We start from the raw sequence: 25,399 nt of genomic DNA, 5'->3' as shown, positions 1-25,399 counted from the left end.
GGACATGCGCCGGCTGGAGATTGGCGCATGCCTGCCCATGAGACCCATGCCGATCCCTTGCTGGACTGCCTGGTTCAGCTCACCAACCTGCATGGCAAGCCCTATACCGCGCAGGCACTGAGCAATGGTCTGCCGCTGGTGGACCAGCGTCTGACGCCTTCGTTACTGGCTCGGGCCGCGGCTCGCGCGCAGTTCAGCACGCGCATTGTGCAGCGCGGTCTTGATGATGTCCCTCAGGGATTGCTGCCGGCCATTTTGATTCTCCATGGCGGCCGTGCCTGTCTGTTGCTCAGGGGCCAGGAGAGCGGTCGCTTCCTCGTGCAGTACCCGGAGTCGGAGAGTCCGGTCGAGGTCGAGGCTCAGGTTTTGCAGCAGGACTATGCGGGGCTGATGTGCTTTGTGCGTCCGCAGTTCCGTTTCGAGCCGCGCTCCGTGCAGCAAGGCATGGAGCCACGCAGCAGTCACTGGTTCTGGGCCGTGATTCTGGAGAATCGGCGCCTGTATCGCGATGCCCTGCTGGCTGCCGTACTCATCAATGTCTTTGCGCTGGCCATGCCCTTGTTCAGCATGAATGTGTATGACCGCGTGGTGCCCAACAACGCGGTGGAAACACTGTGGGTACTGGCGATCGGCATTTCCTTGGTGCTGATCTTCAACTTCGTGCTGACGACGACGCGTGCCTATGTCGTGGATGCGGCGAGCAAGCGTGTGGATGTCCAGTTGTCCGCGCAGATCATGGAGCGGGTCCTGGACTTGCGCATGGAAAGCCGGCCTGCATCCGTTGGTTCGTTTGCGGCCAATCTACGCTCGTTTGAGTCGGTTCGCGACTTTATTGCGTCTGCCAGCTTGACGACCCTGGTGGATCTGCCCTTTGTGCTGCTGTTCCTGGTGGCGATTGCCTGGGTTTCGCCCTGGATGCTGATTCCTCCCTTGGTCGCGATTGCCGCGATCTTGTTGGTCTCCTTCTGGGCCCAGGCGCGCATGGAGAGTCTGACGCTCAAGACCTTTCAGGCCTCGTCTCAGCGCAACGCGCTGCTCGTGGAGTCGCTGACCAACCTGGAGGCGGTCAAGACGCTCAACGCCCAAGGCGGCGTGCAGCGTCTGTGGGAGAGTTCTACCCAGTACATCGCCTATATGGGCGGCAAGATCAAGTTCATTTCGTCGGGCACGGTGAACTTCGTCCAGACCCTGCAGCAACTGGTTACCGTGGCAGTAGTCATCGTCGGTGTGTACCAGGTGCAGGATTCGGCACTGTCCATGGGCGGCATCATTGCGGCCTCCATGATTGCGGGGCGCTGCCTGGCGCCCTTCGGTCAGGTTGCAGGGCTGATGATGCAGTTCCACAATGCACGCACCTCGCTCAATTCCATCGACAACTATATGAAGATGCCGGTCGAGCACGAAGCGGACCGGGAGTTCGTCTCGCGTCCGGATCTGCGTGGTGCCATCGAATTTCGCAATGTCAGCTTCAGCTATCCAGGCAGCGAACAGGCCAGTCTTTCAGGCGTGAGCTTTTCGGTCCGGCCCGGAGAAAGGGTTGGCATCATCGGGCGTATTGGCTCGGGCAAGACCACGCTGGAAAAGCTGGTTCTGGGTCTGTATCAGCCCACTGAGGGCTCGGTGCTGATCGATGGAGTGGATGCTCGCCAGATCGATCCCGTGGACCTGCGCCGGGCCATCGGACATGTGCCGCAGGATCCGATGCTGTTCTATGGCAGCTTGAAGCACAACCTGCTGGTAGGGGCACCATTCGCGGGCGAGTCCGATATGTTGCATGCGGCGCGTATTGCCGGCGTGGATGAGTTTGTGGCGCGCAACCCCAAGGGCTATGACATGTTGGTGGGCGAGCGTGGCGAGTCGCTCTCTGGCGGCCAGCGCCAATCCATTGCGGTCGCCCGTGCCCTGATCAACGACCCGGCCATATTGCTGCTGGATGAGCCCAGCAGCAATCTGGACAACCAGAGCGAAGCACAGCTCAAGCGGCGGCTGGAAGAGGCTGCCGAGGACAAGACCATTTTGCTGGTCACGCATCGCACGGCCTTGTTGACCCTGGTTGACAGGTTGATTGTGATCGATGGCGGCAAGATCGTTGCCGATGGTGGCAAGGAGCAGGTCATCGAGGCCTTGAAACAAGGACGGATTGGCGGAGTAGGAGGGCGAGCATGAGCGAGTCCAAAGCGGAGAAGAAGCCCTCGCGCTTCAGCAATGCACTCAAGGCGCGCTGGTCGCGGCTGGAGCGATGGCTGCTTGACGGTAGCGAGGTGGTGGGAACGCATCAGCCGGAAGATCTCAAGGCCGATGCGCAGTGGGCGGCGGGGCAGCAGCAGGCGCGCGGCTCTCGCCTGCTGATATGGGTGGCCTTGGTCACTGTGCTGATTCTGGTGCTCTGGGCCTGTCTGGGCCGCATTGACGAAGTGGTTCGAGGCCAGGGCAAGGTGGTTCCCTCGCGTCAGGTTCAGGTGGTGCAGAGCCTGGACGGCGGCATCGTCAAGGAAATTCTGGTGCATCCCGGCGAGCATGTGGAGCAGGGTCAGGTCATCTTGCGTATCGATCCAACGCGCTACAGTTCGTCCCTGGGGGAGAACAAGGCCGAACTGCTGGCATTGAAGGCCAAGGCTGCGCGCCTTCAGGCCCTGGCATCGGGCGAACCCTTCAAGGCTCCGGAGGATGTACAGGCGCTGGCGCCTCAGCTGGTGGAGATGGAGCGGCGCATGTTTGAGAGCCGCTCCCAGGAGCTCAACACCAATGTCAATATTGCGCGTGACCAGTTGCGTCAGCGTCAGCAGGAGTTGCGCGAAACCCAGGCCAACCGGGACCAGGCCGCGTCCAGCTGCAGTTTGACGTCCGAAGAGCTTTCGGTGACCCGCCCCTTGCTCAAGAGTGGTGCGGTGTCCGAAGTGGATTTGCTTCGCCTGCAACGCGATGTGGCTCGCTTCTGTGGCGAGGCCAAGGCAGCCGGTGCACAGATCGGGCGTATTCAGGCGGCGATTCAGGAAGCGGAACGCAAGATCCAGGAGTCCGAGCTGAATATGCGTAACCAGTCCCGCTCCGAGCTCTCAGACACCCAGGCCAAACTGGGGACTTTGGAGCAAGGCAAGGTGGCACTGGAGGATAGGGTCAAGCTGGCCGAGGTGCGCTCGCCTGTGCGCGGCACGGTCAATACCTTGATGGCCAATACCGTGGGCGGTGTCGTGCAGCCTGGCAAGGACATCCTTGACATCGTGCCGCTGGATGACACCTTGTTGATGGAAGTGCAGGTCAATCCACGCGACATCGGTTTCTTGCACTTTGGTCAGCAGGCGGAGGTGAAGTTCACGGCCTATGACTTTGCCATCTACGGAGGTTTGCAGGGGAAATTGGAGCAGATCGGTGCCAACACCGTGACGGACGAGAAAGGCAATTCCTTCTATGTCGTGAAGGTGCGCACGGACAAGGCTCATGTGGGTGATGACTCTCGTCCCATCATTCCCGGCATGCAGGCGGAAGTGCACATCCTCACGGGCAAGCGCACCTTGATGCAGTATCTGCTCAAGCCGATTCTGCGTGCCAAGTCCAATGCCTTGATCGAACGTTAGTTCATGGATCACCAACAATTAAAAAGGAACTCTATGAATGCCTTGCCTGTATTGATGCTGACCCAGGACGCCACGCTGTGGCAGGAATGGCAGCAGATCGCAGGCCCTCAGTGGATGCCTGCGCGCGGCCAGAGTCTGGCCGATTTGCAACGCTGGAAGCAGCAAGGCCGTACCGTGGTGGTGCTGGATGCAGCACTGCCATCCTTGCCGGAGTCGACTGCTTCACGTTGGCCTGAGCTGCTGAAGGATCTTCAGGTTCTGGTTCTCAGCAACCGTCCCAGCGATGAGGAGGGGCGGAACTTGCTGTCCCGCGGAGCATGTGGCTATGCCCATGCGCAATCGGGCTCGGAAGTGCTGTCGAGGATGTTGCAAAGCATGGCTGGCGGCAACATCTGGCTCGGTCGTTCTCTGCTGCAGCGCTTGTTGCGCGATGTGGATGCCCGCCTGCCCGAGCAGGAGTCGGACTGGGCTGAGCCATTGTCCGCACGCGAGCAGGAGGTTGCACGCTATGCATCGCTGGGTGACAGCAATGCCGAGATAGCCGAGCGCATGTCGATCAGCGAGCGCACCGTGCGCGCCCATCTGTCGGCTGTTTTTGAGAAACTGCAGGTGCAGGATCGATTGATGCTGACATTGAAAGTTCACGGCATTGGGCGTAGGCAGCTGGCCTGAGACCGACTTTGGCGTTGCCGATGCCGACATAGTCACTTCCGGCGTTGCCTCTTTGAGCGCCTGCTTCTAAAAAGCCTGAAGCCTGCATATTGCAGGCTTCAGGCTTTTTTGATGTTCGGCAGCAGACAGCGAATAAAACCGATCCCGATTGGCTTCGACGCCAATAGTGCAGTGGGGTGTTGGCTTCTACTATGTCGGTTGAATTATTGGACAGGTGCCCTTGTGCACCTTCACTTTTTAATCTGACTGGATAGGCAGACCCTCATGGCAGCTCAAACCGTTCTCGTTACCAAACTCACTGGCCAGGCTTGGATGCGTGGTCCTGATGGCAATCTGACGGTACTCCATGAAGGCATGCGTATCCCCGCCGATGCCGAGATCGTTACGGCGTCCGGTAGCACTGTGCAGTTGCAGGCGGATGGGCAGCCACCGCTGATTGTGGGCGAGAACCAGGATGTGCATCTCACCGCTGATCTGGTTCAGCCGCCTACAGTGGAAGAGGCTGCTGTAGCGAGTCCCGCGAGCACCGAGATCGACCAGATCATTGCGGCCATCAATGCTGGCGGGGACCCATTCGATGAGCTGGATCCCACGGCGGCCACATTGTCCGGCGGTAGCGAAGGCGGCAGCACTTTTGTGCGCCTCTCCAGCATCATTGAGAACATTTCTCCTTTAGCGTTGGAATATCCTCGGACAGCAATGCCGACTCCATTGCAAGAGCGTTTGAGCGGAGGGCTTCTTGCAGGATCTTCTGGTGTTGCCGGCGTTGAGGTGGGAGGCAATGCAGGAGGTACGGCCGGTCAAGTCTACGAGCACGGCGTGCTGGTCAACGACGCCAGCAAGACCACCACGGGCTCGGTGACCGTGAGCGCCACCGACGGCATCAAGGACGTGACCATTGGCGGCACCACCCACACGACCGCCGACTGGATGGGCAAGAGCATCACCACGGCCGACGGCAGCACCCTGACCGTGACCTCGGTGACGACCAACGCCAACGGCAGCGTCACGCTGAACTACAGCTACACGCTCAACACAGCGCAAACCAACGACCAAGGCGCCAACAACGCCAGCGTCACCGACACCATCGCCGTGACGGTCGGCGGCCAAGGCGGCAGCACCGCCAGCGGCAACATCGTCATCACCATCGTGGACGACACTCCGGTGGCCAACAGCATCAACGCTGGCTCGCTGACCGAAGATGCTGCACAAAACACCTTGAGCGGCACAGTCGCTCCGGCGGCAGCCAACGGCAACAGCTTCGGCGCCGACGGTGCAGCGACCACGGGCGCCACCGGCTGGGGCAACGTCAGCGCCAAGCTGGGCGCCACCACGGTCAACCTCAGCGACTACGGCAAGCTCACGCAAAACGCCGACGGCAGCTGGAAGTTCGAGCTGGACAACAGCAAGCCTGCCACCCAGGCGCTGAACAACGGCCAAACCATCACCGTGACCATGGGCTACACGCTCACCGACAAGGACGGTGACCAGCGCAGCAACAGCGTCACCTTCCAGATCAACGGGGCAAACGATGCTTTCCCGGATAAAAACACGACGACCGAAGACCATGCTGTGTCCGGTAATGTGTTGCTCAACGACGAGGGCTATGTCTCGGGTGGAACCCTTGCTGTTGCAAGCTTTAGTGTCAACGGCTCGACCTATAGCGTGGGTGCGGGTGCCGTGAACGTGATGGATGCGGGCAAGGTTGTAGGAACAATCACTGTGGCAGCGAATGGCGGCTATGTCTTTACGCCAAGCCACGATTGGAGCGGCAAGGTTCCGACCGTGACCTACACCACGAATACAGGGGTCACCAGCACGCTGGATATTGATGTGACGCCCGTAGCCGACAAGCCATTGGTCAGCGTGGTTCTGGGTGCCGGGTCAGTGCCGATCACGACATACATCGATGTGTATAACGTGCTGGACTCGAAGGCTGGACATACCGTAACGGCTTACAACGCCGATGGCACCAAAGGCACGGTGAGCAACAGTATCAAAGGGACGGATCACGATGGCTTTGGCGTAAAGGGATCCGCGTCCGGTGATGATGCGGAAATCGGCAACGGCTCAGGCCGCTCCGAATCTCTGGCCATTCAGTTCAACACGCCTGTGACGACAATCACGGTGCAGTTTGCTTGGCTGGCTTCTGGGGAGTGGGCTCGCTATCAGATGTTTGACGAGGCGGGCAAGGCAGTTGCTTTGGGTTACGACGCCAATGGCAATGCCACTACAGGCGGTCTGTATGGCTTTGTCAAGGGCGGGACCGACAGAGTGGACACGCAGTTCAGCCTGAGTGTTCCAGCTGGAAGCATCATCAGCAAGATTGTGTTTGATGCCCCGCGTGTCAATGATGACTACCTCATCAACAAGGTGACCTACACGACTGCGGTGACATACCCTGCCACTATTACCGTGACGCCAACGGATATTGATTACTCGGAGTCCGTCAGCAAGGTTGTGGTGGAGGTTGCCAAGGGCGTGACACTTTCTGCGGGTACGCAAATCGATGCGACGCATTGGGAGCTGCCTTTGCAGAGCAACGGCAATTACTCCGTACAGGTCGACAGTGTGACCAAGGCCGTGACGATTACGGGCTTGAACGTTACCGTTCCCGATAACGTGACTTCTACCGCCATTACCGTGACAGGGACGGTGCAAGATGGCTCGGATACTAATTCGTCCTCCACGTCGACAGGGACAGTTTTGGCAGCAAGCGATGTTGCATCGGCTACGTTGACTGCGTCCAAGGTTGCAGCAGTCACATATACCTTGGCTCAGGACTTCTCATCAAGCAGCTCGGTGGATGGCGTAAACAAGAGCAACACGACAGCCTGGAAATGGTCAACCCCTGCAACGGTCACAGCATCTGCAAGCACTAACGATCAGGTATGGGTAACAAGCGCGGCCTCTAAAACGGGCTGGGTTTCCAATGAGACGTTCAGCACGAACAGTGGAGAATTCCGTCTGAATAATGGCGCCCTGCAGTTGCAGGATGCATCTTCCACCAGCACCGATACGAGACTGCTGACACCGAACTACACCACAGGAAGCCAGGCAGGCGAGATTCTGCAGTTCCAAGTGTCGGGATTCAGTAACTACAACGTGAGCGGGTCGATCAAAGATTCCGTGACCTGGACGTTGTACAAGCTGAATGCAGACAGCACTTGGTCCGCCGTTCAACAGTCAGGCGCAAGCTCAATCTTGAACTCCATTACTGGAACGGGAGTGATCACAACCAACGCTCTGGAAGCAAACACCGTCTACCGGATCTACATCGATGTGAATGATTCGACAAGCGGTAGCAGTCTGACTGTCACGCTCGATAACTTCAAGGTGACCACACCCGACTCCGTGGCTTGGACATCTACCTCTGTGAGCGGCAACGTATTGACCAACGATCATGCTGATAGCGGTACGACTTTGTCCGTATCTCATGATCACGGCGTGAGCTGGAAGACTGCAACTGCATCTGGTGTCGATATCCAGGGCGACTATGGCGTGCTGCATATCAGCAAGGATGGTAGCTACAGCTATACGCCATCGACATCGCCGAACGGGGATATCTACCAGACACAGCAGGATGTATTTACCTACAAGGTGTTGGCGGCGGATGGCAGTCATGCGGAGGCTTACCTGACAGTGACGCTCAATGCGTCGAATAACTCGGGTGCGACGGCCGTTATCTCAGGGTCGGCGCCGGCCGATGCCGTCCATGAGGTCTACGGCACGCCCAATGGCGATACCTTGCTGGGTTCCGATAAGGACGACTGGTTTGTCTGGACCAGTTCGGATCATGGCACGGTGACTTCTCCTACTCAGGATGTGGTGCAGAACTTTGGCAAATCAGGTAACGACAAGCTGGTGCTGAATGATCTGCTGCAAGGGGAGGAGAATTCCAGCGATCTGAGCAAGTACCTGAACATCTCGACCAAGGTTGAGAATGATGGTCACACCATCGATACGGTGATCAAGGTATCGACCACGGGCGGACTGGCCGCAGATGGAAGCAGCTTCAACCAGAAGATCGTGCTGGAAGGGGTGGATCTGACTGGAGGTAGCCAGGATCAGAATGCCCTGATCAAGCAACTGATCGATCAGGGCAAGCTCAAGATCGACCACACCTGATAAGAGGGCCCCGGCGAGGGCCGGCAGAGGTCTTGAAATATCAAGCTTTCTGCCGCCTTGCCTGGGCGTGATTGTCAGGTCGTTTTCAGAGCTTGCATGATTGGTTACATTTGTGAGCGTCGGGTCTTGTGCGTGTTCTTTCGGAACTATCAAGATTCATAGCGGTTATCACAATATCTACAGGCGTTTCAAGCAGATTCTGTCTTGGGCGCTTGCTCTTCCTGCAACTCGATTGAGCACTTCACCCAGCCTACTGTTTCCACATTCCGTGGAAAGAACGCAACGTCTGTCGCGCAGAGGCATGCTTTTGTATGGCTCGGCGATTGTCGGGGGCTGGGCGCTGCAGAAGGGCTTTGAAGCCGTTGCGCTGGATTTCGACAGCGAACGGCTGCAGAGCACCATGCAGTCGCGCTATGGCAGTGCCGGTGTGCAGAGACTGGGGCAGTGGCTGGCGATGCTGCAGGCTCAGAAAGACAGGCCGTTGCAGCAGCAGCTGCCGGCCGTCAACACGTTCTGGAACCGCGCGGTGCTGCAATCGGAGGACAGCATGCTCTGGTCCCAGCCGGACTATTGGGCCACGCCGCTGGAGACGCTGGGCAAGGGGGCGGGGGACTGCGAGGACTACGTGATTGGCAAGTATTTCTCGCTGCTGCGCCTGGGAGTGGCGGTAGAGAAACTGCGCCTGATCTATGTACGCGCGCGCCTGGGTGGCGTGGGCAGTACGCAGAGCATTGCGCATATGGTGCTGGGCTATTACGAGACACCTGCTGCCGAGCCGCTGGTGATGGACAGCTTGCTGGACAACATCATGCCAGCCAGCCAGCGCAAGGATTTGACTCCCGTGTTCAGCTTCAATGCTCAGGGTGTCTATGTCGCGGGTGCACAGACCACGTCGGTGGACCGAATTACGCGTTGGCGCGATTTGTTGGCGCGCATGAAGCAGGAAGGTTTTTTGCCATGAATGCGATGTTCCGCAGTGCGGGCGGCGAAGCCATATTGAATGGTCGACACAGATAAGGCAGCAAGATGTCGTTGTTGAAACAACTTTTGATCAGCGTGACGGTGGCCATTGTGGCCATCTTGATCGGCACCCTGGCGTTCAGCATTGGCGCCGCGCGCCAGTATCTGGATGGGCAGTTGCAGTCCGAAAGCGAGAACGCAGCCTCGTCGCTGGCCTTGTCTCTGTCGCAGCCGGCCAATCAGGACCCGGTCACCCAGGAGCTGCTGATGATGGCCTTGTTCGATGGCGGACAGTTCAAGCTGATTCGCCTGGCCTCGCCCCAGGGCGAAACCTTGTTCGAGCGCCGGCGCGACAACGGCACGACCGAGAGTGCCGCCGCAGCTAAACCCAGGCAAAGCGCTGCTCCGCGGTGGTTTGTCGAAATGCTGCCGCTGCGCTCGCCAAAGGCTGAGCGTGTGATCAGCGATGGCTGGAAGCAGGTCGGGCAGCTGACGCTGGTGGTGGACGACAGCTATGCCAGCCAGGCGCTCTGGGGCAGCAGCGTGCGTCTGGCTGGAGTGGTTGTGCTGGCCGGGTTGGCCTGGGCTTTCTTTGTGGTCTTGCTGTTTCGCTGGTTCCGCAAGGTCTTGCAGCAGGAAATCTCGGCACAGGTTCAGGCAATTGGCCGCCAGCCGGATGAGGCGGAATCGGCGCAGCCCGTTAAGGCCGCAGTGGCCGAGCTGGTGCCGGTGCTCAGCGCCATTGCGGATACCCGTGAGCGGGTGCAGGCAACGGCGCTGGAGCAAATGGCACGTATCGAATCGCTGGAGATAGAGGTCAATCGCGATCCGGTTACCCAGCTGCCTAACCGCAAGTATTTTGTCAACGAGCTGCGCCGCGCGCTCAGCGGAGCCGATGGCCTGGCGGCGCATGGCCATGTGATGCTGTTTCGCCAGCGCGATCTGCTGGCCCTGAATGCGCAGATGTCGCGAGCCAGCGCCGATGCCTGGCTGGCTGCGATGGGTGAGCAGGTCAATCAGGTGTTGAAGAGTCATGCCGACTGCAAGGCGCAGCTGGCGCGCCTCAATGGCTCGGACTTTGTGGTGCTCATGCCGGCCCTGGCGGGGCCTCAGGCCATGTCGCTGGTGCAGCAGATCCGGCAGGTGCTGTTGTCCATGCGCGTGACCTTGAGCAGCGGTCAGTGGTGCCGCTGGAGCTTTGCCTTGACCGATTACTCGGCATCGAGCTCGGTGACCGGCGTGCTTGCAAGGCTGGACTACGGTCTGATGCGTGCCGAGAGTTCGGGCCAGGCCGAGGTGGAATATGTGGCCTACGGCGATGAAGAGGTGGTGTCCGATCTGGCCGGAGAAACCTTGTGGCGTCAAATGCTGATTGCGGCCCTGGAGGCGCAGGATGCGCTTTCCCTGTCCGTTCAGCCGCTGCAATTCAAGGGGCGCAACGGGATGCAGGAGCGCGGCGAAGCGTCGCTCTCGCTGCGCACTGCTTTCGGCGAGACCTTGATGGGATCGCTGTTCCTGCCGGTGGCCGTGCGCCTGGGCCTGTCGGCAGAGTTCGATTTGCGAGCGGTGGCCCTTGGGGCGGAGTGGCTTGAGCAAAACGATTGCGAGCTGGTCATTCGAATCTCCTTGCCATCATTGGCCCAGCCCGACTTTCTGGGCCGACTGCGTGAGGAGCTGAGTGCACAGAAGTGGGAGCATCGCCTGTCCCTGCTCTGTCTGGAGCTGGATGCGCACGGACTGACGGCCTATCCCGATGAGGTGGCCGAATTCTGCCGGGCCATGGCATTGGTCGGTGTCGGCGTGGGATTGCGCCGTCTGGATCAGCAGCCCATGGGCCTGACCAAGCTCCACACCTTGCCGCTGCGCTATGTGAAGCTGGGCAGCGAGTTCTCGGAGCAGGCCGCCCAGAGCCCCGGTGCCCTGCATCTGCTGCAAGCCATCGCCGAGACCGCGACAGCACTGGGAATCCAGGTGGTGGTCAACGACTCCGTCAATGCGGAGACCGCGCAACTGCTGCACCGGCAAAACGCGTTGACGCTGGCCGTCTGAACGGCGAATTCTCCAAAGCGTAAAAAAAGGGGCGCATGATGCGCCCCTTTTTTTGTGTGTCATGGGATCCTAATCGGTCTTGGTCTGATCGGCAATCTGGACTCGCCTGGCATAGCGCTGTGCCAGCACAGCGCAGACCATGAGCTGGATCTGGTGGAACAGCATCAGCGGCAGCACGATCGCGCCCACGGACGCGGCAGGAAAGAGCACATTGGCCATGGGAATGCCGCTGACCATGCTCTTCTTGGAGCCGCAGAAGACCAGCGTGATCTCGTCTTCCTTGCTGAAGCCAAGGCGACGTGCGCCCCAGGTGGTGATGAAAAGCACGGCGGCCAGCAGAATGCAGCACAGCACGATCAAGCCCAGCAGCGAGGGAATCGGCGTCTGTTTCCACAGGCCGCTGATCACTGCGGCGCTGAAGGCGGCGTAAACCACAAACAGGATGGAGCCCTGGTCCACCAGCTTGATGATGGAGGCGCGACGCTGCAGGAAGCCGCCGATCAGGGGGCGCATCAGATGGCCGATGACAAAGGGCAGTAGCAGCGTCATGGCAATCTTGCCAATGGCATGCAAGGCATCGCCGCCTTCCGCATTCTTGTGCAGGACCAGACTCACCAGAATCGGGGTGACCAGAATGCCCAGCAAAGTGGAGGCCGATGCGCTGCACACGGCGGCAGGCACATTGCCGCGCGCCATGGAAGTGAAGGCAATCGCCGATTGCACGGTGGCGGGCAGGGTGCAGAGAAACAGCACGCCGATATACATCTCGGTGGTGACCAGGGGCGAAAGCACCGGGCGCAGTGCCAGCCCCAGAACGGGGAACAGCACAAAGGTGGCGATGAAGATCCAGACATGCAGGCGCCAGTGGCCTATGCCCGCCAGGATGGCCTGGCGCGAAAGCTTGGCGCCGTGCAGAAAGAACAGCAGGCTGACGATGCCGGTGGTGACAAGTTCCACATATTCAGCCACCTGGCCCGATGCGGGCAGAAAGCTGGCGAAGACGACGGTGGCAATCAGTGCCAGCGTGAAGTTATCGGGGAGAAAGCGGGGGCGAGACATATTCTTGAGCTGAAGCCATCCATGCAAGGCACCGGGTCGGTGCGCGATGGCTGCGTATTGGACACGCAATCCATTTAAAAGAGAAATGGATTTATTCGATAGACCTATAATTTTTTGATATGAATATCAGTCTGCGTCAACTGCGTGCCTTTGTGGCAGTGGCCCAAAGCAGCAGTTTCAGCCGCGCCGCCGACGCCCTGGCCTTGACTCAGCCTGCCGTCAGCCGCAATGTGACGGACCTGGAGCAAGCCATGGGTTTGCTGCTGCTGCATCGCACCACACGTGAGGTGGAGCTGACCGAAGCCGGGCGCCTGTTGCTGGGCAATCTCTCACGCGTGCTGGACGATCTGGATGCCTGTCTGCTGGAGGTTCAGGGCCTGGCGACACAGCGCAAGGGCCGGGTCAAGGTGGCCAGCAGTCCCACGCTTTCCGCCCACCTGATGCCGCAATGCATTGCACGCGGCAGGCAGCAGTCGCCGGGCGTCAATATCCAGTTGCTCGATCGCATTCAAAGCGATGTGCTGCTCAGTGTGCGCAGCGGCGAGGTGGATTTTGGCGTGGTGATCGACCCTTCCGAGAAACAGGATCTGCATGCGCAGACCATTCTGGCTGAGCCCTTTTGTCTGGTCTGTCTTTCCTCGCATGGCCTGGCACGCAAGAAAGAGGTGCACTGGGCACAGCTGGCGGGCGAGTCCCTAGTGCTGCTGGACCATGCATCGGGCAGTCGCCGCCTGATCGATTCCGCGCTGCAGGCCCATGGCGCGACGGCATCGGTGGTTCAGGAGGTGGGGCATACGACCACCATCTACAGCATGGTGCAGCAGGGTCTGGGTCTGAGCGTGGTGCCGCGTCTCGCCATTCCTTCGGCCTGGGCTGCGCAGGTCGCCACTGCCGCGGCGGCTGGCGGAGCGGTCCTGGTCAGCCGTCCTCTGTTGCCCCGGGTGCAGCGCAGCATCATGCTGGTCAAGCGCCAGCAGCGTGAACTATCGCCCGTCGCGCATCTGGTCTGGGATCTGATTGCGGCAGAGGCCGTCAGCCTGCTCGACTAATAGCGGCTCAGGGTCTGAGCACAATGCGCGAATCAATCACCAGCCCTTGCGGTTGCGGCGCAACATAGACCGGCTGGGGCGGCGCTATGTACACGGGCTGGGGCGCATGGTAGGCCGCGGGACGGCTCCTGCACTTGCGCTTTTCCTTGTACTCGCCATTGCTCTTCCACTTGCGCTCCACCTTGCACTGGCCATCCCAGTACTCTTCCTTGTGCTCGCGCTTGTGGTGATGGTGGCGGTCATGTGCCAGGCTGGTCAGAGGCGCGGCAATCAGCACCATGGGCAGGCAGATGGAGACAAGAGCAAGGGTTTTCTTCATTCTGGGTAGGGCAGTCCAAGGCTGGGGCCATGGCCGTATCGGTGTTCAAAACGCTGCGAGCATAAGCGCAATGTACCGACGAGACTGTATCAATTCATGAGCGCACTTCGCGCTGTGGCTGTGCCTTGAGCGTGGGTTGTCGTTCCATGCTTATAAAAAATATGAGCGCCTTGCGCACGAAATACAGGAACTTCAAACTGTTTTTTATCTGAAATGGAGAACTGGAAAGCGGAAGAAGCTATGTATTAAGTAGCTTTTCATCGAAGGCTGTTTTGACCTGGACCACGGTAGATGCGAACCCGTGAATGCCATGGCTTCCGGGTCCAGGCATTCCTCCCGGGCAGCGGTGCCGGGATGCCTGCAAGGCCAGTTCGAAGATGACCTTGATTGCCTGACAGTACGGCACCATCAGCAGGGCGGTAGCAGCCATGCCATGGGGCGCAGAGTTCTTGGAGGGGGGTGAGGCCGGTCGCAGCCTTGCTGCTCCGGCTTCCGCATGCCTGAGGGATGTCGGTCAAGGCTGACCGCCGACTCCGTATGTAATGCAGCATCTGCCGCCAGGTGGCGCGAGCCTGCCTCAAGCGAATTCCGGGGCCAGAGCCCTGATGTTGGCGCGATACTGCTGCTGAGCGGGCGCTTGCGCAGTGCCGAAGCTGGTGGTCTGGGCCTCCACCAGATCCGCTGCTGATGCTTAGTGACGGCGCTGCTGCGGCGCGGGATTGCTGTTGTTGGAGCGCTCGATGTGACGGAAGGTCAGGCGACCCTTGTTCAGATCGTAGGGAGACATCTCCAGCGTTACCTTGTCGCCTGCCAGCACGCGAATGCGGTGCTTGCGCATCTTGCCGCCGGAGTAGGCAATCAGCTGGTGGCCGTTGTCCAGCGTTACACGAAAACGGGCGTCCGGCAAAACTTCGTCCACTCTGCCTTGCATTTCAATCAATTCTTCTTTGGCCAAAACATTTCCTTTCAACAAAAAGGTCAGTTCAACTGGTTGTCCAGCACCATGCTGCGCCCTTCGGCGAGTGCATATTTGCTGGCCATGTCCGGGGTGTCGAACTGGCGGATAAACCTGAAAATCCGGTCATAGGTTCCGCGTCGGATGGAGACCGCTGCAGCAACCTTGCCGGAGTGAGTCATTTGGGTGAGGGCAGTCACAATGTAGTTGCCGACACGCTCTGTGATTTGTTCTGTGTGCATATCGAGTCAACGGGCGGCACCAACCCTGGGCAGGGCATGCCGTCCAATGAAAAATGAAGGAATCCGGCTCTGATGAGTCGGGATCAAATAAGCCAGCCCGCTTGCGGGTGGCTCATGCTTCTTGCCGGGGAATGCTCTGGCTGTATGGAGCCGAGCGTGGGCAACGTGAGATCTGCCTGAGAGATGCTGCGCAGGGCAAGTGCCGCGCAGCAATCCAGGGATTATAAAGCATTGCTCTTTTATGCGCAAATCGTAATGAGCCAGCTGCGCTGGCAGAGCTGGTCCTTGGGGGGCCGGCTTTTACGCATCGCGCGGCTGATAGGCTGCAAGGGTGCTGGAATGGAGGTAAAGCGCTCTTGGCACCCAGGTGGGAGTCAGTCATGCAAGAGCTGCAAGACCGCGGCAGCGCTTGCTGCAGAACTGGGAGGATTGATCGTGGAAAAAAGGCTTGGCTAATAGGAGAGGGCCGCTGGCTAGCTAAAACGCTGCAAGCCCCTGCTTGTCAGCGCCCCACGATGAAGAGGCGGTACAGCGATTCGCTGCACCATGGGATGAATCATAAACGCAATTGAGAATCGTTCGCAAATAACCCTTTGAAGTTGAGGACTAAGGGCTGAGGAAGCGACGGTCAAAGAGCCGGTCATGAACGCCGAAACCAAGGTATGCAGGCCGGCAAGCGAGAGGCGACAGACGGATTGCGGCAGAAGGCCAGACAGCCAGAGCCAGGCTGGCGGTGATCAATATTGTGGATGGCCTGCATGAGGGCGGCTTGTGCCGCTTGCCGCTAATGGGTTGAGATTTTTGCCGTCTGGCTGTCACATTTCAAAGGCAAGATGCGTAGCGCTGGGTTCTGGTTGTAGCACTGAAAGATGGCTTGACCCCTGGCGCCAATTCCAAAGCCTCGGCCTCAGTGCCGGGGCTTTTTGCTTGCCCGAAAACGCAGTCACAATGAATCGCTGGATTGCCGGACTTGCCCAGGTCTACAGGATCTTGAAAGGCAATTCCGCCTGCAGTCGAAGCTGATTCATATTGGCCTCGCCCTGGGCCTTGTTGGTGCGATGCACGCCGTAGCGCAGCTGCAAATTCAGATGCTTCGCCGCCCCCTGCTGCACCGTGTATCTGAGCAGAAGGTCGCGTTCCCAGTGCTTGCCCTGGGTTCCCGAATAGCCGAGGTAGCTGGCATACACGGCATTGAGACGGCTGTTGTCGATTCCGGAGCCTCTGGTGTAGGCAATACCCGCGCTCAACCCCGAGGTGGCGATGGAGCTCAGGTCTACATCGTATTTGAGTTGCCAGGACGCTTCGCGCGGGCCGTTGAAGTCGGACAGCTGCATGGCGTTCTCCAACCAGATGGAGCCACGGTTCACATAGTCAAACGGATTGTTTCCGTTGACCTTCTGATAGCCGATGCCGAATCTGTGAGCGCCTGCGACGTAGCTGCTCATCAGGCTCCAGGTGGTGGTGTCAATCTCGCCAGACCTGGCCCTGCCGGTATCGGTGCTGCGATAGAGGTGCAGATTGAACGACAGCGCATGCTTGTCTGACAGAGAAAGCTTGTAGAAACTTCCCAGGTACGCGGTGTTCCAGTTATCCGCGTATTGTCCGTAGTAGCTGCTCAGCGTCAGATGTGGAACGGGAGTGTCCCATGCTGCACCTACAAAGCTGAAGGAGCCGCTGGTTACGCCCGAATAGTTGCCCAGCAAGTCGGCACCGTTCTTGCGCGCATTGCGGTCGGCCCAGCCGGTAAATCGCCCGGCCTGCAGCGTGAGTGTGGGAATGTCTCTGCTGATGACTTGCCAGCCTCGATTGCTTTCCGGCAGCAATCGTGTATCGGATGAACTGAAGATCGGCGTCTTGGTCCGCATTTCGCCCACTTTCAGTTCCGTGGAAGAGATTCGAGCTTTCAGTGCAGCGCCGGCACGACCAAAGCTATCCGCAATCTCTTGCCCATCCTTGGCCACATAGCGAGGCGTTGCCCGTGCATGCCCGGCCTGCGTCCCCAGATTGATGGCGCCATAGGCATGTGCATCGAGTCCCAGGCCGAGAACGCCCTGCGTGTAGCCCGATTCGTAATTGAGCATCAGGCCGTAAGCCGATTCTCGGGCCAGTGTCTGACCTCTTTGTCCGCTGGCCGCACGAAAGCTGCTTCCTTTCTGGTAGTCGAGCTGTTCAAGCAGCATGCGGTTTTGCATATGGAGCGCAGCGCCCTCGACAAAGCCTTTGGCGTCATCTTGCGCTCCGGCAACAGCGCCACCACTGGTGCATAGCATAACGGCGCTCAGTGCAGAAAGACGGAAAGCACGGACTCTCATCGGATGGATCTTTTCAGTGGCGGCAGCAGGCCCGATGGGCCGGATTTCATTGGCCATGGTGTGGCTCTCTGGATGCTCGAGCGGCGGTCTGGGCGCGTGCAGCGATTTCCTGGAAGCGCTGCCTTGCCTGTTCAGGCACATCATCCGGTATGGATAGCTGGGGCAAGGGGCTGTCACCGACCTGGATCAGCATCACCATGCCCATTGCATAGTGGGGCTGGCACTTGACCCCGTAAAGACCTGGCTCGGTCATGGTGACCGTGATTTCCTGATTGGTCTTGCCTCTGAAGGGCGTTGCGCCTGCCGGCGCCATCCCCGGGATGGATACCGCATCGTGCCCGCTGCTGGTCGCGAGGAATTTGACGCTGTCGCCCGCTGCGATCCTGACGAACTCGGGCTCGTACGCCATGGCTGCGTGAGGGCCTCGGTTGAGCATCTTGATTTCGACGGTTTCTGCTGCGGCGAAATGCCCTGACAAACTGCAGGCAAGCAAGGCAGCAAGACGGATGGAACTGGGAGCAGACATGAGGAACTTTCGGTTTTAATGACTGGCCATCGCTTGAAAGCGCAGCACGTGGCTGCCGTCTTCCGGATCCAGCAAGGCGCGCACCTGAACCTGAAAGACTTGCTGCAGCAAATCCGGATTCAGCACCTCCAGGGGCTTGCCCAGCTGGACCAGGTGGCCCTGATGCATGACAGCCAGACGGTCGCAGGCCATGGCTTGGTTGAGGTCGTGCAGCGCGACTACCTTGGTAATGGGAAGCTCCCGGATCAGCTGCATCAGCGACAGCTGTTGGTGGATATCGAGGTGGTTGCAGGGTTCGTCGAGCAGCATCAACTGGGGCTGTTGCGCCAGAGCCCGTGCAATATGTGCTCTCTGGCGCTCGCCGCCCGACAAGGTGTTCCAGCGGCTGCCTGCTTTGGATATCAGGCCGACATCGCGCAGCGCATCTTGGACGATGCTCTGGTCGGCGGTTGACAAAGGAGCCAGCGCAGACAGCCAGGGCGTTCGCCCTAGCTCCACGGCCTCGGCCACGGTGATGGCATCGAGGGTGTCGGCGTCCTGCGCCACCAAGGCCAGCTGGCGCGCCACGGCACGCCTTGGCAGACGCCGCAGTGCCTGTCCCCCCAGCAGCACCTCGCCCGAGCTGGGCTTGAGCACACCGGATAGCAATCGCAGCAGGCTCGATTTGCCCGAGCCGTTCGGCCCTATGAGTCCCAGCATTTCGCCCGGATGCACTTGCAGGCAAACCTGCTGGACAATGGCTGTGCCACGCGTCTTCCAGCTGATATCGCATGCTTCAAGCGCGACCATGTCCGGCTTGGTGAGGGCGTCAGGCGTCATGCATGACCTCTTCGGCCTCTGAGCAAAATGCCGGCAAACACCGGCGCGCCAACCAGGGCGGTGATGACGCCAATGGGCAGAACCTGTCCCTTGATCAAGGTGCGTGAAACCACATCGGCGGCAATCAGGAAGATGGCTCCGATCAAGGCGCTGGCCGGGATCAGGCGCCCATGGCGCACGCCAACCAGCAGACGGGCCGCATGAGGAATCACCAAGCCCACGAAGCCAATCGCTCCGACCACGGAAACCATGACGGCTGTCATCAAGGCAGCTGACAGCAGCAGGGTCAGCTGCACGCGGCGCACGGGCACTCCCAGCGCCGCGGCCGATTCGCTGCCGAAGGTGAACGCATCCAGAGAGCGGGCATGCATCAGACACACCAGCACTCCTGCCATGGCCACCGTTGCCGTCAAAACCGTATCGGGCCAGCGCACGCCGCTCAGATTGCCGAGCAGCCAGAACATGATGCCGCGCGCCTGCTCGGCACTGCCGGACTTGGTGATGATTAACGATGTCAGCGCATTGAACAGCTGCGAGCCCGCAATGCCGGCCAGCACGATTTGCCCGCCGTTACGCAGGCCGCCATTGCCAGCGGCATGGGCTAGCAAGGCCACCAGGGCAAATGCGCAAACCGCTCCGAGGAAAGCCCCGGTGCTCATCGATACCAAGCCCGCACCCAGGCCGGCGACCGAAACCAGCACGGCCCCCGTGGAAGCACCTGCTGAAATGCCCAGCAGGTAGGGCTCGGCCAAGGCGTTGCGCAGCAGGGACTGCAGAACCACGCCGGAGACGGCCAGCCCGGCCCCGCAGCTGGCGGCGACCAGGGCTCTGCTCAGGCGGTAATTCCAGACAATGCCCGCATTGATGGGGTCTATGACGTAGCTGGTTCCCAGCATTTGATTTGCGAGCACCTGGTACACGATGCGCGCGGAGATATCGGTCTCGCCAATCGCTATGCCGGACACGACGGTCAGCAGCAGCAAGGCCGCTGCTGCGGCCCCAAGCACGGCGGCGCGCAGCAACCGGCCGGTCGGTAGATGCGGTCTGGAAAGGCTCTGCGTGTAGGTATTCATGGCTCAGCGGCCGGGGCAAGGTGCGCCGGCATGCGGACTTCGTTGATGCCTGGCTTATTTGGAGAGGCCTTCGATCTTCAGCACCGCATTGGCAATCTGCTCCATGCCGTCCACCTGGCGGATGGAGCCTTGCAGGGCATCGGCGTCAACGATCACGATGCGGCCGTTCTTGACGGCATCCATGTGCTGGGTGACGGGATCCTTCTTGAGGAAGTCCAGCTTTTTCTGGTAGTCGTCTGCAGGGAAGCGGCGGCGATCCATGCGCGCAATGATCAAAATCGAGGGATTGGCCTTGGCAATCGTCTCCCAGCCCACGGTGGGCCATTCCTCTGCGGATGTGATGACGTTGCGCAAGCCCAGAGCTTGCATCATGTAGCCGGCCACGCCATTCTTGCCGGCCATATAGGGGTCGGCGGCCAGGTCTGCGCTGGAGAACCACAGTGCGGCAGACAGGTTCTGGAGCCCGGAGGACTTGACCTTGGCCACGGCCTGGGTCTGGCGATCGCTCAGCTCTTTGACCAGGCTTTCGCCGCGTGCCTCGACATCAAAAGCCTGGGCCAGCTGGCGAATGCCTTTGTACAGCGCTTTCACGTCGTAGCTGGCAGTACGCGTGCCGTCGGAGCCCATGAGATTGTTCTTGCCTTCGCAGTCGGCAGGCATGGCATAGGTGGCGATGCGCAGATCATGGAATTGCTCGCGCGTGCCCACCACGCCATCCTTGCCCACCATCCATTCAAACTGCGAAACCACCAAGGCGGGGCGCTTGCCGAGGACCGACTCGAAGCTGGGAATGTTGTCGGACAGGCGTGGCACCTTGTCGTTGACGGCCTTGAAGCGGGGCTGTACCGGGTTGAACCAGAGCGCTGTCCCGACGACCTTGTCGCCCAGGCCAAGTGCATAAAGCATTTCGGTGCCGGCCTGACCTATGGTGACCACCGAGGTGGGCGCCTTGTCGAGAGTGAGGGTGTAGCCGCAGTTTTGCAGCTGCACGGGAAAGTCGGTTGCATGAGCGGAAAATGCGGTAGCGAGCAGGGCAGTGCTGGCAAGGCTTCGAAGCAGCATCGGAATATCTTTCCAGAAGTGGCGAAAAGCACCTTGGAAGACATAGCAGGACACGCGCCTGAACTTTGCCTTGAGTGGCAGCAGGTTACCGGAGCGATGAAATGCTCACTTCCCGGACACCCCGCCGGCAATGAATGGTTGGTGCTCTGGCAGGTCTCCTGACTGGCAAATCATCGCTGGCTCATCGCCTTCCCAAACAGATGTTCAGTGGCTGTGTGATGGCTGGCTCATTGCCTACAGTTGCGGGGGCAGTTCCATTTCACGGGCCGGCCCCGAAGGTGCCTGACCCCTGGATTCCCTCATGCATTCGCCGCTGCGCACGCATGTTCTTGCGAAACCAAAGTTGCGGTAATGTAGCTGATTTTGTAGCAACAGTCCCAAGCCAAGACGACGAATGAGCCCGGATTGCCTCTCCATGCCCCGCTTGCAAGACATTTTCATCCAGCGCGTTCGTGAATTGCATCAGGTTCACAGTTTTGTGCAAAGCGCACGTGTTTCCATGTTCGGCGGGCGCATCGCTTCACTGGAAATTCCCGAGGATCTTCGCCATTTTGAAGAGACCTATCTAGCGGGTAGCGGCTGCATGCTGGCGGCTCTCGATGCTGACCAAAGAGTGCAGGCCACGATGGCCTGCCGGGACTATGACGGCAGATTTGCGCAACTGGATTTCGGACCGCTGAAGGTGGTCGAGGTCGTGCGCCTGTTTGTCGCTCCGCAATTCCGACGCTCAGGTCTGGGGCAGGCGATGCTGGATGTGCTGATGCGCCATGCTCTGGCCCAGCAGGTGCAAGTGCTATATCTGCACACCCATCCATTCCTGCCAGGAGCTCTTGAGTTCTGGCAAAGACAGGGCTTTGCGGTGATCGAGCGCGAAGACGATCCACTGTGGCAGACCATTCATATGCAGCGTCTCATGTGAAGCTTGAAAGGGATGTCCAAGGCTCGGGCTGTCGACCGGGTCCTTGGCGTGCGCACTGGACGCGGACGTGAAATCGAGCATGTCTGTGTCAGACACCGGGTATGAGTTGTTATGATATTGATAATTCGATATCAATAAAGCAAACAACTTGTCTTCTCTGTCTTCTCCACCAGCAAGTGCTGGGCGTCTGCAATCGATCGATGCGCTGCGTGGTCTCGTCATGCTGTTCATGTTGCTCGACCATGTTCGTGAAACCTTTTATCTGCATCTGCAGGTTCCCGACCCCATGGTCGTGGCGGACACTCCGCCTGGCCTGTTTTTCCCGCGCATGCTGGCCCATTTGTGTGCGCCGGTATTCGTGTTTTTGACGGGCCTGGGGGCGTACCTGTATGTCAGCCGGCATGCCGAGGCTACTCAGGCGCGCACCGCATCCGGCTTTCTGTGGCGGCGCGGCCTGTTCTTGGTGCTGCTGGAGGTGACGGTCGTCAACTTTGCCTGGACCTTCCAATTTCCTCCCGCCAAGATCTTTCTGCAGGTGATCTGGGCGATCGGTCTCTCCATGCTGGCCCTGTCGGTGCTGGTTTGGCTGCCGCGGAGGGCCTTGCTGCTGCTGGGACTGGTGCTGGTTGTCGGGCACAACCTGCTCGATGGTCTGCATTTTCCTGCGGGCCACGTGATGCATATACCCTGGGCGATCCTGCATGACCGTGGCTGGCTGGAGCTGGCGGGAGTGCAACTGCGCACGTCCTATCCTCTGCTTCCCTGGATCGGCGTGATTGCTCTGGGCTACGGTATCGGCCCGTGGTTTGGCAAAGGCTGTGACTCGGTGCAGCGCAGCCGCTATCTGCTGAGGGCAGGCATTGCCTGCCTGTTGGGTTTTGCGCTGCTGCGCACGCTCAATGTTTATGGCGATGCGCCCTGGCTGGCCGGTGCGAGTGCGCTGCAGACACTGATGTCCTGGTTCAACGTCACCAAATATCCGCCTTCACTGCTGTTCCTGATGTTGACGCTCGGTATCGGCCTGCTGCTGCTGTACGCCTTCGAGAACGCCGCAGGCCGCACTAGGCTGCAAATGCTGGCGACTTTGGGGGCCGCCCCCATGTTCTTTTATGTGCTGCACCTTTACGTGCTCAAGTTCATGTATCTGGCGGCAGTGGCGTTCTGGGGGGCCAACCAGGGACAGTTGTTTGGACTGAGCAGCCTGCTTTGGCTGTGGTTGATCGCAGCGTTGCTGGCCGTGGCCCTGTATCCCGCAGTGCGCTGGTTTGCTGCACTCAAGCAGCGCCGGCGCGACATTACCTGGCTCAAGTACCTCTAGGATCGAGCCACGGCACAATACTGCCTCCTGTCGCTATTGACTCCGCCTCGTCACGATGAACACCTCCAAGCAACGATCCACCAAGCAGCGTGCGGCCATTGAGCAGGCCATGGCAGAGGCCGACAGGCCGCTTGCGCCACAGGAGGTACTGGAGTTGGCGCAGGCAACCTTACCCGGGCTTGGCATTGCGACCGTGTACCGGGCACTCAAGGCGATGGCCGAAGAGGGATTCCTTCATGAGGTGCACCTGCCAGAGCGCACCCCCATGTATGAGGTGGCAGGGCACGGCCACCATCATCACTTCCAATGCACGGTCTGCCAGCGGGTGTTCGATGTGCATGCCTGCCCCGGCAATCTGGCGAGCTTGGCGCCAGCGGGATTTCTGGTCGACAGCCATGAAATCACGCTGTATGGCCGCTGCCGTGACTGTGCAGCCTGAACTCGCTGTTCACCGGCCATGGCCTGTCTGCGGTGTCGGTTCCTGAGGAGCGCAACGGCGACTTGACCGCTGCCAACTGTTTCAAGGTAGCCGTTCGCAGGTGGATTTCCGGTGGTGGCAAAGAGCGCTTGGATGGCGTTGACAACGCTTGATACTTCCAATGTCGAGCGCTTTGTTGGCATTCGGTGCATGGCCTGCGCCTTGTGCATCAGCTAGGTCTTTGCCCTCGGCTCACGAACCAATTGTCCGGTGATCTTCTGGCAAGCACAGGGCTGGCAAATGACGGGCGTCCCGCCTTGCCAATCTATGGGTGATGAACAGGTGCAGAGCCTGGCTTGAGTCGGTTCCCGTCGGGCAGCCGCGTCGCTTCCGGCGAAGTGGGGGCGCTATCCCTGCCGGAGCCTGGAAGCTCTGCAGGCAGGTCATGGGGCACAATCAATCACAATTGCTCCATACTGTAGTGGAGTGCTTGCCAACACGGTGGATATTCGAATGGCGCGTAGTGGTACTCTCATCAACCAGGTCATGTCGCATATCCGGGCTGGCATTGCTTCTCGAAGCATCCTGCCCGGAACGCGGCTGCCCTCGATCCGTCAGCAGGCCCGACTGCTGAAAATGTCGGTTTCCACCGTGGTGGAAGCATATGAGCGATTGGCTGCAGAAGGCGCTGTCGTATCGCGCCCCGGTGCCGGTTTCTATGTCAACGGGCCCGTGGCGCCGCTTGCCTTGATGAAGCTGGGGCCCAGGCTCGACCGTGTTGTCGACCCCTTGTGGGTGTCGCGTCAGTCGCTGGAGAGCGACCCGGCATCGCTGCGGCCCGGTTGTGGCTGGTTGCCGCCCACATGGATGTTTGAGGACGGGCTGAGGCGAGCACTGCGGGCGCAGGCGCGGGGCTCGCTGTCGGAACTGACGGAGTATTCGACACCTCTCGGGAACCCGGCTTTGCGCCAGCTTCTGGCCCGTCGCATGGCTGCCACGGGTATCGATGCGTCACCTGAGCAGGTGATGCTGACGGAATCAGGAACGCAGGCAATCGACCTGATTTTCCGTTTTCTGCTGAAGCCCGGGGACAAGGTTCTGGTTGATGATCCCTGCTATTTCAATTTCCATGCCCTGCTCAAAGCCCATCAGGTCCAGGCTATTGGAGTGCCTTACACGGCGCAGGGACCGGATCTGCCCTTGTTCGAAAAGGCTCTTCAAGAGCATTCACCGAGGCTATACATCACCAATTCTGGCATTCACAACCCGACTGGAGCAGCCCTGTCTCCACTCGTTGCCCACAGACTGCTCAAGCTCGTTGACAACTCCGGGCTGGTGATCGTGGAGGACGACATCTTTGCGGATTTCGAGAGCACCCACGCGCCCAGACTGGCTGCGTTTGACGGGCTTGCACGCGTCATCCACATCGGCAGCTTTTCAAAGACGGTCTCGGCATCCGTACGTTGCGGATTCCTGGCTGCCAGGCCAGAGTGGATCGATGCGCTGGTCGATCTCAAGATTGCCACGAGCTTCGGTGGAGGCCGTTTGGCGGAGGCTCTCATTCTGAAGACGCTGACGGATGGCGGTTACAGAAAGCATATGGAAACAGTGCGTCAGCGACTGTCGCAGGAGATGGAAAAGGTGGCCGGTCGTTTGCAGAAGATGGGGGTCAGGCCCGCCTTGATGCCGCAGGCGGGCATGTTTCTTTGGTGTCGGCTGCCGCAAGGCATAGATGCCGCAGCGCTTGCACGCACCTGTCTTCACGAGGGCGTGGTGCTCGCACCGGGCAATTCCTTTAGCCAGTCCCAGTCGGCCGGAGACTTTCTGCGCTTTAACGTTTCACAGTGCTCCGACGAGCGTGTTTTTTCCGTCCTGGCGCGAGCACTGAAGCGCCCGGCTATGGGCTAGGTCCAGGACCAAGCTAACGTTCTGTACGGGTTTTTA

The 25,399-nt window shown here is 59.6% G+C and carries 20 protein-coding genes and 1 riboswitch; of the genes, 11 read left to right on the top strand and 9 right to left on the bottom strand.

The genetic code is table 11. The features are described 5' to 3' along the window. Window positions 1-27 precede the first annotated feature (27 nt). The 6 genes from F3J24_RS04955 to F3J24_RS04930 all read left to right on the top strand — a co-directional run bounded on the left by F3J24_RS04955 (window position 28) and on the right by F3J24_RS04930 (window position 11,384). On the top strand, window positions 28-2,166 hold the full coding sequence (locus tag F3J24_RS04955; RefSeq protein WP_167003503.1) for a type I secretion system permease/ATPase: 2,139 nt from the start codon (window positions 28-30) through the stop codon (window positions 2,164-2,166). After that, window positions 2,163-3,575: an HlyD family type I secretion periplasmic adaptor subunit gene (locus F3J24_RS04950; protein ID WP_167003178.1), complete on the top strand. Its 1,413-nt coding sequence runs from the start codon at window positions 2,163-2,165 to the stop codon at window positions 3,573-3,575. The genes F3J24_RS04955 and F3J24_RS04950 overlap by 4 nt, the downstream gene beginning before the upstream one ends. A gap of 33 nt (window positions 3,576-3,608) precedes the next feature. Further along, window positions 3,609-4,247 (top strand): response regulator transcription factor, encoded by a 639-nt coding sequence (locus F3J24_RS04945; RefSeq protein ID WP_167003176.1) that lies wholly within the window; start codon window positions 3,609-3,611, stop codon window positions 4,245-4,247. 264 nt (window positions 4,248-4,511) lie between these two features. Then, a complete protein-coding gene (locus F3J24_RS04940) occupies window positions 4,512-8,375 on the top strand; it encodes a retention module-containing protein (RefSeq protein WP_167003174.1) in 3,864 nt (1,287 codons plus the stop codon). A 232-nt stretch (window positions 8,376-8,607) separates the two neighbouring features. Further along, on the top strand, window positions 8,608-9,336 hold the full coding sequence (locus F3J24_RS04935) for a transglutaminase-like cysteine peptidase (protein ID WP_167003172.1): 729 nt from the start codon (window positions 8,608-8,610) through the stop codon (window positions 9,334-9,336). Window positions 9,337-9,401: 65 nt separating this feature from the next. Beyond that, complete coding sequence (locus tag F3J24_RS04930) at window positions 9,402-11,384, top strand: LapD/MoxY N-terminal periplasmic domain-containing protein (protein WP_240154247.1); 1,983 nt, start codon at window positions 9,402-9,404, stop codon at window positions 11,382-11,384. A gap of 69 nt (window positions 11,385-11,453) precedes the next feature. On the opposite strand, the gene F3J24_RS04925 is transcribed toward F3J24_RS04930, so the two are convergent. Beyond that, complete coding sequence (locus tag F3J24_RS04925) at window positions 11,454-12,443, bottom strand: bile acid:sodium symporter family protein (RefSeq protein WP_167003170.1); 990 nt, start codon at window positions 12,441-12,443, stop codon at window positions 11,454-11,456. A 119-nt stretch (window positions 12,444-12,562) separates the two neighbouring features. Here F3J24_RS04925 and F3J24_RS04920 point away from each other — a divergent pair, with 119 nt between their 5' ends. Beyond that, window positions 12,563-13,492, top strand: a complete 930-nt coding sequence (locus F3J24_RS04920; RefSeq protein WP_167003168.1) for a LysR family transcriptional regulator — start codon at window positions 12,563-12,565, stop codon at window positions 13,490-13,492. Window positions 13,493-13,499: 7 nt separating this feature from the next. Here F3J24_RS04920 and F3J24_RS04915 read toward each other — a convergent pair whose 3' ends face one another. The 8 genes from F3J24_RS04915 to F3J24_RS04880 all read right to left on the bottom strand — a co-directional run bounded on the left by F3J24_RS04915 (window position 13,500) and on the right by F3J24_RS04880 (window position 20,800). Then, window positions 13,500-13,811, bottom strand: a complete 312-nt coding sequence (locus F3J24_RS04915) for a hypothetical protein (protein ID WP_167003166.1) — start codon at window positions 13,809-13,811, stop codon at window positions 13,500-13,502. A 691-nt stretch (window positions 13,812-14,502) separates the two neighbouring features. Then, window positions 14,503-14,766: a translation initiation factor IF-1 gene (infA, locus tag F3J24_RS04910; protein WP_003061434.1), complete on the bottom strand. Its 264-nt coding sequence runs from the start codon at window positions 14,764-14,766 to the stop codon at window positions 14,503-14,505. Between the two features lie 23 nt (window positions 14,767-14,789). Then, the gene (locus F3J24_RS04905) at window positions 14,790-15,008 is read right to left on the bottom strand and encodes a hypothetical protein (protein WP_003053604.1); all 219 of its coding nucleotides are present in this window, start codon (window positions 15,006-15,008) and stop codon (window positions 14,790-14,792) included. Window positions 15,009-15,988: 980 nt separating this feature from the next. Continuing rightward, window positions 15,989-17,377, bottom strand: coding sequence for an OprD family outer membrane porin (locus F3J24_RS04900; protein WP_205244602.1), 1,389 nt, complete (start codon window positions 17,375-17,377; stop codon window positions 15,989-15,991). After that, a complete protein-coding gene (locus tag F3J24_RS04895; protein WP_167003164.1) occupies window positions 17,367-17,846 on the bottom strand; it encodes a pseudoazurin in 480 nt (159 codons plus the stop codon). Before F3J24_RS04895 ends, F3J24_RS04900 begins: the two co-directional genes overlap by 11 nt. A 15-nt stretch (window positions 17,847-17,861) precedes the next feature. Next, on the bottom strand, window positions 17,862-18,665 hold the full coding sequence (locus F3J24_RS04890; protein WP_167003162.1) for an ABC transporter ATP-binding protein: 804 nt from the start codon (window positions 18,663-18,665) through the stop codon (window positions 17,862-17,864). Next, window positions 18,662-19,738: an iron ABC transporter permease gene (locus tag F3J24_RS04885; RefSeq protein WP_205244601.1), complete on the bottom strand. Its 1,077-nt coding sequence runs from the start codon at window positions 19,736-19,738 to the stop codon at window positions 18,662-18,664. Before F3J24_RS04885 ends, F3J24_RS04890 begins: the two co-directional genes overlap by 4 nt. A gap of 54 nt (window positions 19,739-19,792) precedes the next feature. Next, window positions 19,793-20,800, bottom strand: a complete 1,008-nt coding sequence (locus tag F3J24_RS04880; protein WP_167003160.1) for an ABC transporter substrate-binding protein — start codon at window positions 20,798-20,800, stop codon at window positions 19,793-19,795. A gap of 130 nt (window positions 20,801-20,930) precedes the next feature. Beyond that, window positions 20,931-21,157, bottom strand: a riboswitch (cobalamin riboswitch). 58 nt (window positions 21,158-21,215) lie between these two features. Between F3J24_RS04880 and F3J24_RS04875 the strand changes: the two genes are divergently transcribed. The 4 genes from F3J24_RS04875 to F3J24_RS04860 all read left to right on the top strand — a co-directional run bounded on the left by F3J24_RS04875 (window position 21,216) and on the right by F3J24_RS04860 (window position 25,363). After that, window positions 21,216-21,719 carry a GNAT family N-acetyltransferase gene (locus tag F3J24_RS04875; RefSeq protein ID WP_167003158.1) on the top strand — a complete coding sequence of 168 codons (504 nt, stop codon included), beginning with the start codon at window positions 21,216-21,218 and terminating at the stop codon, window positions 21,717-21,719. Window positions 21,720-21,867: 148 nt separating this feature from the next. Beyond that, window positions 21,868-23,037 carry a DUF1624 domain-containing protein gene (locus tag F3J24_RS04870; RefSeq protein ID WP_255498860.1) on the top strand — a complete coding sequence of 390 codons (1,170 nt, stop codon included), beginning with the start codon at window positions 21,868-21,870 and terminating at the stop codon, window positions 23,035-23,037. 55 nt (window positions 23,038-23,092) lie between these two features. Continuing rightward, window positions 23,093-23,476 carry a Fur family transcriptional regulator gene (locus tag F3J24_RS04865; protein WP_043008274.1) on the top strand — a complete coding sequence of 128 codons (384 nt, stop codon included), beginning with the start codon at window positions 23,093-23,095 and terminating at the stop codon, window positions 23,474-23,476. A 492-nt stretch (window positions 23,477-23,968) separates the two neighbouring features. Beyond that, on the top strand, window positions 23,969-25,363 hold the full coding sequence (locus F3J24_RS04860) for a PLP-dependent aminotransferase family protein (RefSeq protein WP_167003493.1): 1,395 nt from the start codon (window positions 23,969-23,971) through the stop codon (window positions 25,361-25,363). The last annotated feature ends 36 nt before the right edge of the window (window positions 25,364-25,399 follow it).

Origin of the sequence: Comamonas sp. Tr-654, assembly GCF_011752915.1 — a bacterium.
Lineage (GTDB): Bacteria > Pseudomonadota > Gammaproteobacteria > Burkholderiales > Burkholderiaceae_C > Comamonas.
Note: the sequence above shows the minus strand (reverse complement) of the source record. Positions and strands in the feature narration are given on the sequence as shown.